This is a genomic window from Streptomyces sp. NPDC059008 (assembly GCF_042749045.1).
Taxonomy (GTDB): Bacteria; Actinomycetota; Actinomycetes; order Streptomycetales; family Streptomycetaceae; genus Streptomyces.
Genome location: NZ_JBHYJC010000006.1, coordinates 1 through 13,335, shown reverse-complemented (window position 1 = coordinate 13,335; position 13,335 = coordinate 1). Strand labels below are relative to the sequence as shown.

Annotated in this window: 10 protein-coding genes; 7 read left to right on the top strand and 3 right to left on the bottom strand. The window is 73.2% G+C overall.

Annotation, left to right across the window (positions count from 1 at the left end; translation table 11 throughout):
• Positions 1-127: 127 nt before the first annotated feature.
• From ACFWZH_RS10390 to ACFWZH_RS10370, 5 genes are all read left to right on the top strand, one after another.
• The gene (locus tag ACFWZH_RS10390) at positions 128-598 is read left to right on the top strand and encodes a hypothetical protein (RefSeq protein ID WP_384427777.1); all 471 of its coding nucleotides are present in this window, start codon (positions 128-130) and stop codon (positions 596-598) included.
• 308 nt (positions 599-906) lie between these two features.
• A complete protein-coding gene (locus ACFWZH_RS10385) occupies positions 907-1,404 on the top strand; it encodes a SigE family RNA polymerase sigma factor (protein WP_384427776.1) in 498 nt (165 codons plus the stop codon).
• On the top strand, positions 1,397-1,861 hold the full coding sequence (locus ACFWZH_RS10380) for a hypothetical protein (protein WP_384427774.1): 465 nt from the start codon (positions 1,397-1,399) through the stop codon (positions 1,859-1,861). The genes ACFWZH_RS10385 and ACFWZH_RS10380 overlap by 8 nt, the downstream gene beginning before the upstream one ends.
• 436 nt (positions 1,862-2,297) lie before the next feature.
• Positions 2,298-3,449: a mannosyltransferase family protein gene (locus ACFWZH_RS10375; protein ID WP_384427772.1), complete on the top strand. Its 1,152-nt coding sequence runs from the start codon at positions 2,298-2,300 to the stop codon at positions 3,447-3,449.
• A 253-nt stretch (positions 3,450-3,702) separates the two neighbouring features.
• Positions 3,703-6,471, top strand: a complete 2,769-nt coding sequence (locus ACFWZH_RS10370) for a SpoIIE family protein phosphatase (RefSeq protein ID WP_384427770.1) — start codon at positions 3,703-3,705, stop codon at positions 6,469-6,471.
• Here ACFWZH_RS10370 and ACFWZH_RS10365 read toward each other — a convergent pair.
• On the bottom strand, positions 6,431-8,431 hold the full coding sequence (locus ACFWZH_RS10365) for an ABC transporter ATP-binding protein (RefSeq protein ID WP_384427768.1): 2,001 nt from the start codon (positions 8,429-8,431) through the stop codon (positions 6,431-6,433). The two genes, ACFWZH_RS10370 and ACFWZH_RS10365, sit on opposite strands and share 41 nt — an antisense overlap.
• 489 nt (positions 8,432-8,920) lie before the next feature.
• A complete protein-coding gene (locus ACFWZH_RS10360) occupies positions 8,921-10,402 on the bottom strand; it encodes an MFS transporter (RefSeq protein ID WP_384427766.1) in 1,482 nt (493 codons plus the stop codon).
• A gap of 144 nt (positions 10,403-10,546) precedes the next feature.
• Here ACFWZH_RS10360 and ACFWZH_RS10355 point away from each other — a divergent pair, with 144 nt between their 5' ends.
• On the top strand, positions 10,547-11,710 hold the full coding sequence (locus ACFWZH_RS10355; RefSeq protein ID WP_384427764.1) for an Lrp/AsnC family transcriptional regulator: 1,164 nt from the start codon (positions 10,547-10,549) through the stop codon (positions 11,708-11,710).
• Here the strand turns inward: ACFWZH_RS10355 and ACFWZH_RS10350 are convergent.
• Complete coding sequence (locus ACFWZH_RS10350) at positions 11,620-12,753, bottom strand: hypothetical protein (protein ID WP_384427762.1); 1,134 nt, start codon at positions 12,751-12,753, stop codon at positions 11,620-11,622. The genes ACFWZH_RS10355 and ACFWZH_RS10350 overlap by 91 nt on opposite strands.
• Before the next feature lie 61 nt (positions 12,754-12,814).
• On the opposite strand from ACFWZH_RS10350, the gene ACFWZH_RS10345 reads away from it, so the two are divergent.
• Positions 12,815-13,306 carry a MarR family winged helix-turn-helix transcriptional regulator gene (locus ACFWZH_RS10345; RefSeq protein WP_384427760.1) on the top strand — a complete coding sequence of 164 codons (492 nt, stop codon included), beginning with the start codon at positions 12,815-12,817 and terminating at the stop codon, positions 13,304-13,306.
• The last annotated feature ends 29 nt before the right edge of the window (positions 13,307-13,335 follow it).

Genomic DNA, 13,335 nt, shown 5'->3' with positions numbered 1-13,335 from the left:
GACGCGCATATGGCGCTCGGCGCCCCCCAACCCGGCAGGCTCACTTGACACTTGAGCGCGACAGGGCCGGCCGGGGCCGTACCCTGGGCGGCCATTGTGAGAGTGCGGCGTCCGCGGAGGTGGCCAGGTGGCTGGAGGCGACCAGGGGCCCGGGGCCGGGGGGTTTCTTGGGGGGTGGCTGGACGAGATCGTCGTCGAGTTGTCCAAGCTGGGGGCGCTTCCGCTTCCGGAGGGCTTCGCGGACGACTACAGCCCGGGGACGCTGCCCGTCCTGGAGGCAGCGGCAATCGCCTACCTGGAGCAGGGGGGCAATGCCGATCTCCTCGTTCGTGGGCTGGGCGCCTACCTGGGGGAGGCCGTCTTGCGCACGGCCGGGGGGCACTGGGAGTGGTCCGGGTACCAGGAAGGGGATCCCGTCGTGGTGGTCGACCCCGTGCACAAGGCGGGACCGGTCGATGTGTGCGGCATCGTCCGCAGGGCTCTGGACGAGGCCACCGGCGAGGTGTTCGCCGAGGAGCATGGATGGATGGAGATCGCCGCGGCGGCACAGATGGGCAAGGACCCGTCGTGGCGGCCGGTGCGGGTCAAGGTGAGGTGAGGGGAGGGAAGTGGACGGGGTGGAGCGGTCCGGGGGATGCCGATGGGGGTTTCTGGAGGACGGGCCGGCGTTGACGTTGAAGAGGTGATGAAGGGGCCGGGTGGGGCGGGGTAAGGCCCCGGTCGGGGTCTGGTCGGGGTCTTTGGCGTGTTGTCCGGGGGCGGGCTCCGGATTGGTTGCCGGCTCGGGTGGCTGGTGTGTCGGCTGTGCCGCGCCATTCGTGACGCGCATCACACTGGCTCGTGTCGACCGGATGAGGGCCGGTGGGCGTATGCCCACTGAGACCGAAGAGATCCAGGAGCTGGTGGGTGACCGTCGAAGAGTTCGAAGAGTTCTATGCGCAAACGGTCACCCGGCTGACGGGGCAGTTGTACGTGATGCTCGGCGATCTGCACGAGGCGCAGGACGTGGTGCAGGAGGCGTTCGTCAAGGGCTGGGGCCGGCTGCGCCAGCTCGACCGCGACGGTGCGCCCGAGGCGTGGATCCGTACGGTGGCCTGGCGGTTGGCGGTGAGCCGTTGGCGCAGGGTGCGCCGCTCGGCGGTGGCCTGGCAGCGCAGTGGCGCCCCGCCCCCGGCCGAGGGGCCGGGCCTGGAGTCGGTGGCGCTGGTGGAGGCGTTGCGGGAGTTGCCTGCCCAGCAGCGCCGCACGCTGGCCCTGCACTACGTGTGCGATCTCGCCGTCGAGCAGATCGCCGCCGAGACCGGGCTGTCCGCCAGTTCCGTCAAGACCCATCTGTCCCGGGGCCGGGCCGCGCTCGCGCACCGCCTGCAGGACCCGCGCATCGAGGAGGCCCCGGGTGACTGAACCGCACGATCCCCTGCGTTCCTTGTTCCAGCAGGCCGCCGCGGCCGGGCAGGACCACACCCAGGCCGCACCCGTCTCCGCCGTCACGCGGCGCGGACGGCGGGCCCACCGCAATCTGATCGCCGCCATGGCCGTCGCGGCCGCTCTCGCCGTCGCGGGCACCGGTGTCGCGGTGGCGGCGCTGTTGGGCCGGGGCCCGGGCGGCACCGTGCCGGCCACGTCGCCCTCGCCGTCGCAGCCGTCGCACTCACCGCGTACGGCGCCGGCTTCGCAGCCTCCGGCCTTGCCCTCGGAGACCACGGCGCCGCCGTCGCCGCCACCGGGGCCGGACGCGTCCCGTACCGGCCCGCCGACGACCCCGGACCGCACGCACGGACCGAGTGGGACGGGAGCCCCCACCACTGCGCCTCCGGGTGCTTCGGCCACCGCGACACAGACCGGGCCGCCGTCCCGCTGACGACCTCTCGCCCCACCTCGTCGGCCCCGCATCCCGCCGCGAGGCGATCCCGCACACCTCAACCCGTCCAGGAGATACCGCTATGCCCACTTTCGCTCCGGGTCGCCGGCGGCTTCGTCGTCAACAGCACCAGCCGCGCGTGACCGGCAGAGGAGTCGATGGGGCAGGAGTGGGTGGGACGGGAGTCGGTGGGGCGGGAGTGGGTGGGCAGGGGAGCGGGAGATGTGCCTCTTCCGGTGTTGGCACGGAGTTCGATGCCGGTACCAGTGCAAGTGCCCGCACCAGTGCGAGTGCCGGTGCTGGTGCTGGTACCGGTGCTGGCGCTGGTGCCGGTACCGGTACGCCTCCGGGTACTCGTACTCGTACGCGTACGCCTCCCGCGGCCGGTGGCTTTGCGCGTACGGCCGGCTGGGCCGGCCGGGGGTCGTCGTACCGGGTGGTGGCGGGGCGTCTGTGGGGCCGGCTCGGGCGGGACGACCGTGAGGTGCTGTGGCTGTATCTGCTGACCCGCGTCGGGCTGTGGACCACCGCCTACTGCGTGCGCTGGCTCTTCCCCCAGCACGGCGCCACCCGTTTGCCGCTCCCGGTGCTCGCGCCGTGGCAGCAGTGGGACTGGTGGCACTACCAGCACATAGCCCAGGACGGATACTTCCCCGGCGGGGGCGGCCCCTGGGTGCTCGGATGGGACAACCGGGAAGCCTTCTTCCCCGGCTTCCCCCTCGCGCTCCGCGCCGTTCACGTCGTCGTCCCGCACTGGACGGCGGCCGGCCTGGTGATCTCGTTCGTCGCCGGAGGCATCGCCGTCCTGGCGCTCGCCCGCATCGCCCGGCTCGCCCTGCGCGACGTGGGCGCGGGCCGACGCGCCGTGCTGTTCTTCCTGCTCTCGCCCTGCGCGGTGTTCCTCGCCGCCGGCTACACCGAGGCCCTCTTCCTCGCTCTGGCCCTGCCGGCCTGGCACGCCGCCCAGCGGCACAACTGGCCCCTCGCGGGTGTCCTGGCGAGCCTGGCCGTCACCGTCCGCGTCAGCGGTCTCTTCCTCGCCGCGGCCCTCGCCGTCCACTGGCTCACCACCACGCGCCCCCGCCCCCGGTGGCGGGCGCTGCCCTGGCTCGCGCTGCCCGCCCTTCCGCCGCTGCTCCACAGCTGGTACCTGCGGCTGCACACCGGCGACTGGATGGCATGGAAACACGCACAGGAACGCGGCTGGCACCGCGACTTCCACACCCCGTGGGAGGCCTTCCGGCACACCTGGAACGCCGCCTTCGGACAGACCCAGACCACCGGCTACGCCATCGAGTTCCAGGCGGAGATCCTCGCCATGCTCCTCGGCCTCCTCCTGACCGGCCTGCTCCTGTACCGACGACGCTGGCCGGAGGCCGTCTACACCGGCCTCAGCCTGTGGGCGCTCGGCACCTCCTACTGGTACATGTCCGTACCCCGCGCCACCCTCCTGTGGTGGCCGCTGTGGGTCCTGATCGCCGCACGGAGCGTGCGCCACCCCCGCGTCACCACCGCTTACGCCTGCCTCGCGGCCCCCCTCATGACCGTTCTCGCCGTCACCTTCATGACCGGCCACTGGGCCGGCTGAGCCTGGTCGGCGGGCGCCGCTCGACAGTCCGCCGGGTCGGCGGGCCGCCGGCCGCATCCAGGCACCGCCCGGGCCGCCTGGGCCATCTGGGGGACATGGACGCGGGCCCGTCTCCCCGGCCGCCTCAGCGCCCCCGTCGGCCCCTTCGGCGGCCCCGCCAGGCGGGTCGGTGTCACCGACTCCCGTCGTACAGTCATCCGATACCCCGGCGTGGTGTGTGTCGGAGGCGCCAAACGAGCGGTACATATGGGACATGGCCCGAAATTCCGGCCGCTTCCCGTGGCTGCCTTCGGGGCGCTGGTTCACCGGTCGGCGCCCGGGCCGCAGTCGGCGTGCACGGAGTGCCGCCTCGCCGGGACCGCCAGGACGGCGCCCGCGGCCGCTGGCCAGTGTCCACAGCGTCGCCGGTCAGCTGTTCCTTCTGCAGGTCCTGATCGTGCTGCTGCTCGTCGTGGCCGCGGTGATCACGCTGCTGGTGCAGGCCCGCAGCGACCGGTTCCAGGGGGCGCGCGATCGTTCGCTGGCGGCGGCCGAGGCCTTCGCGCACAGCCCCGGCCTGGTGGAGACGCTGGACGGGAAGCATCCGTCGGCGGTGCTCCAGCCGCGGACGGAGGCCGCCCGCAAACGGGGCGGGCTCGACTTCATCGTCGTCATGGACCGCAACGGCATCCGCTACACACACCCCAAGCCGGAGCTGATCGGCAAGCGTTTCGTCGGCACCATCAAGCCGTCGCTCGCCGGCAAGGTCACGCTGGAGAGCGTCAACGGCCCGCTCGGCCACGAGGTGCAGGCGGTGGTGCCGGTCAGGGACGCGCGCGGCAAGATCGTGGCCCTGGTGTCGGCCGGTATGCGGGTGAGCCGTGTCAGCAGCGCGATCGACCGGCAGCTGCCGGTCGTCCTCGGCACCGGGGCGGCGGCGCTCGGCCTGGCCACGGCCGGCACCGCGCTGGTGAGCCGGCGGTTGCAGCGCCAGACGCACGGGCTCGGACCGGCGGAGATGACCCGCATGTACGAGCACCACGACGCGGTGCTGCACGCCGTGCGCGAGGGCGTACTCATCGTCGACGCGGACGGGTGCGTCCTGCTGGCGAACGACGAGGCGCGCCGGCTGCTCGACCTGGCGCCCGACGCGGAGGGGCGCCAGGTCGACGACCTGGGGCTCTCCCCCCAGGTGGCCGACCTGCTGACGTCCCGGCGCGCGGTCACCGACGAGGTGCTCCAGGTCGGGGACCGGCTGCTGGCGGTGAACAGCCGGCCCACCGACCGCCGCGGGGGCCCGCCCGGCAGCGTGGCCACGCTGCGGGACTCCACCGAGCTGCTCGCCCTCGCGGGGAAGGCCGAGGCCGCCCAGAGCCGTCTGCGGCTGCTGTACGACGCGAGCGTGGCGATCGGCACCACCCTGGATGTGCGGCGCACCGCCGAGGAGCTGACCCAGGTCGCCGTGGGCCGCTTCGCCGACTACGTCACCGTCGATCTGGCCGAGCCCGTGCTGAGCGGCGAGGAGCCGCCGCAGGGGTCGTATCAGGAGGCTCCGGAGCTGCGTCGGGTGGCACTCGCCGGTATCCGCGACGACCACCCCCTCTACCCGGCGGGCGAGCTGCACAGGTTCGCCGGGACGACTCCGATGGCCATGGTCTTCGTGACCGGGCAGTCCGTGCTCGTACCGGATCTGCAGGTCGCCGACCACTGGCGCGACCAGGACACCGAGCGCTTCCAGCTGGTGCTGAGCCATGGGTGCCAGTCGCTGATCACCGTGCCGCTCCAGGCGCGCGGGGTGCTCATGGGGGTCGCCAATTTCTGGCGTACCCGGGAGAGCACCCCCTTCGAGGAGGGCGAGCTGTCCCTGGCCGAGGAGATGGCGGCCCGGGCCGCGGTGTGCATCGACAACGCCCGGCGCTTCACCCGTGAGCACGCCCTGGCCGTCACGCTGCAGCACAGCCTGCTCCCGCGCGGTCTGCCCGAGCAGAACGCCCTCGACATCGCCCACCGCTATCTGCCCGCGCAGACCGGGGTGGGCGGCGACTGGTTCGACGTCATCCCGCTGCCGGGCGCCCGGGTCGCGCTGGTCGTCGGCGACGTGGTCGGTCACGGCCTGCACGCGGCCGCCACGATGGGCCGGCTGCGCACCGCGGTGCAGAACTTCTCCACCCTCGACCTGCCGCCCGACGACCTCCTCAGCCACCTGGACGAGCTGATCAACCGCATCGACCAGGAGACGGCCGCGGCGAACGAGGACGCCATGGTCGCGGGCGCCACCTGCCTGTACGCGATCTACGACCCCTCCACCGGTGTGTGCAGCATGTCCCGCGCCGGCCACCTCCTGCCGGCGCTGGTCCGTCCCGACGGCACCGTGGAGTTCCCCGAGCTGCCCGCCGGCCCGCCGCTCGGCCTCGGCGTGCTGCCCTTCGAGTCGACGGACCTGCCGCTGCCCGAGGGCAGCAGCCTCGTGCTGTACACCGACGGCCTCGTGGAGGACCGCAAGCGGGACATCGACACCGGGCTGCAGCTGCTGGCGACGGCGCTGGCGCAGCCGGGCCGCACACCGCACGAGACCTGCGAGGCCGTGCTGGGCGCCCTGCTGCCGGACCGCCAGCGCGACGACATCGCCCTGCTCGTCGCGCGCACCCGCCGGCTGGCCCCCGAGCGCATCGCGGACCGGGAGGTCCCCTCCGACCCGGCGGCGGTGGCCGACGCGCGCGCGGAGATCACCCGGCAGCTGACGCGGTGGGGCCTGGAGGAGGCGGCCTTCACCACCGAACTCATCGTCAGCGAGCTGATCACCAACGCCATCCGGCACGCCACCGGCCCGATCCGGGTGCGCCTGCTGCTCGACTCCACGCTGATCTGCGAGGTCTCCGACACCAGCAGCACCGCTCCGCACCTGCGCTACGCCGCCGCGGAGGACGAAGGGGGGCGCGGTCTGTTCCTCGTCGCCCAGCTCGCCCTGCGCTGGGGGACCCGCTACACCCCCGACGGCAAGATCATCTGGGCCGAGCAGGCCCTTGACCGGCCTCTTCTCTGACCGGGCCGGTCCTCGCTCGGTCGGCGGCGCGGCTCGGGGCGCCGTTGTGGGTGCGGGTGGGGGGATGGGCGTGGAAGAGCGTGTCGTACAGGCCGTGCCGGGCCAGGAGCTGAGGGTGGGTGCCCGACTCCACCAGCCGGCCGCCGTCCAGGACGAGGATGCGGTCGGCTTCCGCGGCGAGGTCCAGGTCGTGGCTGATCACGATCGCGGTGCGGCCCTCGGCGAGGCGCCGCAGCGGGCCGAGGATGCGCTGGGTGGCCAGCACGTCCAGGCCGGTGGTCGGCTCGTCGAGGACGAGTACGGGGGCGTCGCGCAGCATGGCGCGGGCGATCGCGACGCGCTGCATCTGGCCGCCGGAGAGGCGGGCGGTGCCGGGGGCGATGACGGTGTCGTAGCCGTCCGGGAGGGCGCTGATGAAGGCGTGGGCGTCGGCCGCCCGTGCGGCGCGTACGACCTCGTCGTGGGAGGCGCGGGCGTGGACGAGCCCGCAGGCGATGTTCTCCTCCACGGTGTCGTGCAGGACGAGGGTGTCCTGCGGCAGGAGCGTGATGTTGCGGCGGAGCTGGGCCAGCGGCATCTGGTCCACGGGTACGTCGTCCAGCCGGATGCTGCCGGTGTCCGGGTCGTAGAACCTCAGCAGCAGCGCCGCCAGGGTCGACTTGCCCGCGCCGCTCGGTCCGGTGATGACCAGCAGTTCGCCGGGGACCGCGGTGAAGGAGAAGTCGTGCAGCACGTCCTCGGTGCCTCCCGGGTAGCGGAAGTCGACCTCCCGCGCCTCCACCTCCCCGATGGCGCGGTCGAAGCGCGGCGGGGCGGCCAGGGACGGGGGCGGGTCGCTGACGGCGGGGCGGGCGTCGAGGATCTCCAGCAGGCGTTCGGAGCCGGCGGTCGCTTCGGTGGCCGTCAGGCCGAGCTGGCCGAGGGAGCGGATCGGCGGGTAGAGGTAGCCGACGAAGGCGGCGAAGGCCAGCAGCTGTCCGAGGGTCATCCGGCCCGCGGAGATCTCCCACGCCCCGAGGCCGATGATCGCCAGCACGCAGAGGGTTTCGAGCAGCTCCACGATCTGGTCGTAGAGGCCGTTGAGGCGGGCGCTGCTCACCGAGGCCCTGAACCAGTTGTCCGCCCGGCGCTGGAGGCGCTGCTCCTCGTCGTGCTGCCGGTTGTAGGCCTGGGTCATCACGACGTTCACCAGGCCCTCTTCGACGACCGAGGTGATGGCGCCGTCGGCGGCGCGCTCCCGGCGGGAGACCTCCTTCACCCGGCTGGTGAAGCGTTGTGTGGCGTACCAGAACAGCGGGGCCAGCAGGAACGTGGCCAGCGCCAGCTCCCAGCGCAGCCAGAGGGCTGCGCCGGCGTAGAAGACGATGCCGAACAGGGCCGCGGCGGCCTGTACGAGACCGGAGACCACGAGTTCCTCGATGGCGTCGACATCGCCGGTCATCCGCTCCAGCAGGTCGCCGCGGCGGTTGCGCTGGAAGAAGTGCGGTGGCAGCTTCTGCAGATGGGCGAAGACCCGGGCCCGTAGGCGCATCACGAAGCGCTCGGCGGTCCAGGCCGCGAGCGAGTTGCCGAGGTAGGCCACCACCGCGCCGATGACGGCGACGCCCAGCCACACCCCGGCGGGCTGCCAGAAGGCGCTGACCGAGCCCTTCTGCAGGGCGTTGTCGGTGAGTTGGGCGAAGACCAGGATCGCCACGGTCTCGGTGGCCGCGGCCGCGATGGCGGCCAGGCAGACCAGGAAGATCCAGCGGCGGTCGCCTCTGGTCAGCGGCCAGAAGCGGCGGATCGATTCCTTGAGGCCGACGCGCCTGGTGCGGATCGTGGGGTCCGCCTGCGCCGCCCACAGGCCTCGCCCGAGGCCTTGGCCCTGGCCAACGGGCGGTGTTCCGGAGCCTTGTTGGGGCGGCGGCGTCGGCGCCTGGTCCGGTGCCGTGCGCCGGCGGGAGCTGCGCAGATGCATGGTGACTACGTCATCTCGGGCTGCTCGGGAGGGCCGGTCACAAAGGACACGCCCTCGGCTGGGGTACCGCGGGGTGCCCCTATACGCACGAGGCGGACTCGCGTGTCACGCGAGCCAGCCTCGAGCTCAGAGCTTTGACTTAGTCGTAGTAGCCGAAGTAACGGCGCCTACGGAGCCTGCGACCGTGCCTGCGGCGGAACCGCCGACGGCCGCGGCCCCTGCCGTGGTCGTCCCAGTCGCACCTGTCGCGCCTACGTGGGAAGACGTTCCGGAAGCTCATGCTTCCTCCTCGGTTGGGTTCTTTGCTGACGAGCCGTTTTTCAGGTCCGTCAACTCCCAAGCTACGACGCCAACCTGCCACCAACAAGGAAAAATGCGTGAAATTTCAGACATAAGCTGAAATTCTTTTCATCACCACACAAAGTGCCTTCGGGTGACGCTCCGAATGCGGCCTCGCTTTTGAGCGCGGCGGCCCCCACCAGGCAACTGTCACCCTCCGTAGCCGGCACGGGACTTGACGGTCCGGTCGCGACGCTCCGCCGGCGCCGAGCCGCTGCGAGGCCGGTGCATCAGCGCCGCGGCGACGCCGGTGGCGGCGAGCGCCACCACGGCGGCGCAGAAGGCGTTGCGGGCGCCGAGCAGCGCGGCGTCCGCGGCCGAGGCACCGGTGGCGGTGGCGCTGCCGGATGCGCCGGCGGCATGGAAGAAGACCGCGCCGAGCAGCGCGACGCCGAGCGTGCCGCCGAGTTGCTGGGCGGCGTTGAGCAACCCGGCCGCCGAGCCCGTCTCGTGCGGGCGGACCCGGTGCAGTGCGGTGGTGAAGAACGCGACGGCGAACAGCCCCTGCCCCAGGCCGCAGGCGGCCAGCGCGGCCGGCAGCGGCCACGGGTAGGACGTCGCCGGGCCGGACACGTAGACCGCGGTGGCGGCCAGGGCGCCCACGAGCAGGGCGGCCAGCCCGGCGAACATCACGCGTGAGCCGTGGCGGGGCACCAGGCGCGCGCCCGCGAGCCAGGAGGAGACCGCCATCGCGCACGACCACGGCAGCAGGGTGAGACCCGCGGACCGGACATCGGTGTGCGGCCCGAGTTGGAGCTGCAGCACGATCACCATCATCAGGCCGTTGATCACCGCGAAGAAGAGCACGGAGGCGGCCAGCGCGGCCGGGAAGCCGCGGTCGCGGAAGAGCCCGGCCTCGACCAGCGCGCTGCGGCCCCGCGCGCCGCGGCGGCGCTGGTGGGCGCCGAAGACCGCCAGCACGGCGAGGCCGGTGGCCAGCACGGCCCAGGGCCGGGGCGATCCCCAGGCCGGGCCGCCGTCGATGAGCGGGTGGACGGTCAGGCCCATGCCGAGGACCGCCAGCGCGGTGCCCGCGAGGTCGAGGCGCACCCGCCGCGCGGAGTGGTCCTCCCGCAGGAGGGGCGTCGCGGCGAGCACGCCCAGGCCGAGCGGGACGTTGACGAAGAACACCGCCCGCCAGGAGGAGCCGAGCAGATCGGCGTGCGTCACGACGCCGGCGAGTACCGGACCGCAGACCGCGGCCAGGCCCATGACCGGGCCGATGCTGCCCATGGCCCTGGCCAGTTCGTCGCCGTCGAACATGCTCCGGATCAGACCGATGGTCTGCGGGATGACGAGCGCCGCCGCGGCGCCCTGGGCGGCCCGCGCGGTGATCAGCAGCGCCGGCGAGGTGGCCAGCGCACAGGCCACCGAGGCGGCCACGAACCCGGCGGTCCCGATCCGGAACACCCGCTTGCGCCCGGCGATGTCCCCCAGCCGGCCACCGGTGATCAGCAGCACCGCGAACGGCAGCGTGTAGGCGGCGCTGAACCAGGGGATGGCGGAGGCGGGGCCGCCGAGATCGGCATGGATCACCGGGGCGGTGACCGTCATGATCGTGGAGTCGAGCAGATTCATGGCCTCGGCGATCAGCAGGATCACCAGGGCGGCCCAGCGCCGGCGAGCGGGCACGGGTCCTCCTTCGGCGGGTGTGATGCGACGGATGCGATGGATGCGATGGATGCGGCCAAGCGCACGGGAGAGCCTGCGGGCGCGTACGGTGGGATTCCACCTACGGCGCCAAGACCGCCGATCTTTTCCATCGGAGCCAGGCTGATGAAGGATCCATCCATCGAGCGGGTCCATGAAGGTGCGGCCGTGCGGCTGGACGACGTCGACCGCGGGCTGGTTCACGCGCTGCACCTCGACGGGCGGGCGCCGTTCAGCCGGATCGCCGCGGTGCTCGGGGTGTCGACGCAGACCGTGGCCCGCCGCTACCGGCGGCTGTGCGCGGTGGCCGGACTGCGGGTCGTCGGACTCGCCGATCCGCACCGCGCGGGCCGGGCGCAGTGGCTGGTACGGCTCACCGCCGCCCCGCACAGCGCCCAGGACCTTGCCCAGGCGCTGGCCAGACGCGCGGACACCTCCTGGGTGAAGCTCGCCTCCGGCGGCACCGAGATCATCACGGTCGTGCACACCCCGGCCGATGCCGCCGGGCACTCACTGCTGCTGCACGACATCCCGCGTACCGCCGGCATCACCGCGGTCTCCGCCCACTACCTGCTCCACACCTACCTCGGCGGCCCCACCGCCTGGCGCGGTCGCGCCAACGCCCTGGACGAGGCCCAGCAGCGCCAACTGGCGCCCCACACACGGGCGGACGACGAGGGGAACACCGGCCGGGACGACCGGGACGACCATGGCGGCGGCCGGATCCCCGACGCCGCGGCGGAGTTGACCGACGGCGACGACCGTCTGCTGGCCGCGCTCCAGCGGGACGGCCGGACCGGCCAGGCCGAACTGGCCGCGGTCACCGGCTGGTCCCCGGCCACCGTCGCGCGCCGCCTCACCGCGCTACGAGCAGCCGGCACGCTCTTCTTCGACGTCGAGGTCGACAACGCGCCATACGGCGCCACCACACAGGCCCTGCTCTGGATGACCGTGGCCCCCACCCACCTCGACCAGGTCGCCACCGACCTCGCCCGGCACGACGAGTTGGCCTTCGTCGCCGCCACCACCGGCCCTACGAACCTGGTCGCGCACGCCCTGTGCCCCGGGCCCGCGGCCCTGCACCACTACCTCACCCACCGCCTGGGCAGCCGCACCGAGATCCGCACCCTGGAGACCGCGCCCGTCCTGCGCACCGTGAAGGGGGCGGGACCGCTCCCCGCACCGCCTCCGGGTGCGGCCTACGGCGTGTCCGCCCGCACGCCGCCGACCCCGCCGCCCGCGTCCAGCCGCGGTATGCGCCGCAGCGCCGCGAACGCGGCGGCCGGGTAGCGCGGATCGGGCCGCAGGGCGTACTCGCGCAGACAGGCCTCGGTGAACTTGATGACGTGCTCGTCGCCGTGTTCGGCGGCCCGGGCGCCGAGTTCGCTCATCGGGGGCGGCTCCGGAACCTCCCCGCGCCACGCCTCGGTGCCCTCGTCCCGCCGGTCGACGGTGAAGGCCAGCAGGAACGCCGTCTGCACCTGCCACAGCCGCTCCAGCGTCGGCTCGTGCAGGGCGGGCGGCAGATGGGGCAGCACCAGGCGCACCGCGGCCGGCGCGGTGACACCGTGGACCAGCGGGACCGGGTACACCTCGGGGTGACCGAGGTAGACATCGGCGAACTGACTGGTCATCTCGCTCAGCAGCGCGGCCGCCCCGTCCGGCGCCGGCCACTCCAACGCCTCGTGGTAGCCGGGGAGTTCGGCCAGGGCATCCAGGCGGTGGCGGGCGGTGCCGGGTCGCAGTCCGCCGTCCTGCGGGACACGGGGCAGCGCGGCGACCGCGGCCGACAGACTGCGGTGCCCGCGCAGCCGGGGCCGGCCGGGGAGCACGGTGTGGCGGGCCGCCCAGTACGCCAACCCTCTCGCCAGCTCGTCGAGTTGGAGCCGGGTGGGGCGGTCGGCGGCGGCGTGCAGGCCGCGCACCGCGTGTGCGGTGCGGATCAGGCCATGGGTCAGCCCGGCGAACAGGCCCGGGATCAGCCGGGGCCACCAGCGGATGAGGACCTCGCGCCAGTGCGCCTCGGCCAGTTCGCGCACGAAGAGCCGCTCCCAGTCCCCGGCCCGGTCGAAGGCGCCGAGCGCGGGGCGCCAGGAGGACTCGTCGGCGGGGTCCAGGGGGAAGCGCGCGGCGGGCGGCTCGTGGTGCTCCATCGCGCGCCGGTAGCGCCGCACCCAGGCGGCGACCTCGTCCTGCTGCCCGAGCCGGGCGAGCGCCTCGGCGCCCATCGGGCCGTGGTTGGCGAGGTCCACTCCCTGCCCTCGCTCGTATCCGAGGTCGTCCAACCGCTCCAGGGCGTCGTTGAGGGCATCGCTGTAGCTGAGCGACGGCATACGGGCTCCACCTTTCGGTTGTCCCAATGGTTTGGATATACAAACCATCTACACTCGCAGTATGCCGCATACGCACGAGGCCGGGCAGCCACCCCGGATGCCGAACCCCGACGAGCTCCGGATCACCGGCCTCGTGCCGCTGCTGGAGCCGTTCTTCCGCGGCTCGGTGGTGCGCGACCTCATGCCGGCACCCCTGCGCGACGCCATGGAGGCCCACGGGCTGACACCGCGTCACGGCGCGGTGCTCCCGCAGCTGCTGGCCGGGAAGCCGCTGACCGTCGGTGAGATCGCCCGACGGCTGCACGTGTCGCTGCCCACCGCCAGCGAGCTGGTCGGCGCCCTGAGCCGGGCCGGGATCGTGGAACGCGCCGAGGACCCGACGAACCGCCGCCGGATCCTGGTGTCGCTGTCCGAGGACTACCGCCCCCCGCTGGAAACCTTCGTCGCCCGGCGCACCGAGCCGCTGCTGCGCGCGCTGGACGGACTCTCCCCCGGCGACCGGGCCGGCTTCCTGGCCGGACTCACGGCCTGGGTCCGCGAGGTACAGAGCTGAAGAGCCCGGCTCCCCGACCTCCGTGGGCC

What these genes read in the sequence shown, in the direction of transcription:
- ACFWZH_RS10370 (WP_384427770.1), top strand. Translation starts at nt 3,703, where the DNA reads ATGGCCCGAAATTCCGGCCGCTTCCCGTGGCTGCCTTCGGGGCGCTGG.
- ACFWZH_RS10365 (WP_384427768.1), bottom strand. Translation starts at nt 8,431, where the DNA reads ATGCATCTGCGCAGCTCCCGCCGGCGCACGGCACCGGACCAGGCGCCG.
- ACFWZH_RS10355 (WP_384427764.1), top strand. Translation starts at nt 10,547, where the DNA reads ATGAAGGATCCATCCATCGAGCGGGTCCATGAAGGTGCGGCCGTGCGG.
- ACFWZH_RS10350 (WP_384427762.1), bottom strand. Translation starts at nt 12,753, where the DNA reads ATGCCGTCGCTCAGCTACAGCGATGCCCTCAACGACGCCCTGGAGCGG.
- ACFWZH_RS10345 (WP_384427760.1), top strand. Translation starts at nt 12,815, where the DNA reads ATGCCGCATACGCACGAGGCCGGGCAGCCACCCCGGATGCCGAACCCC.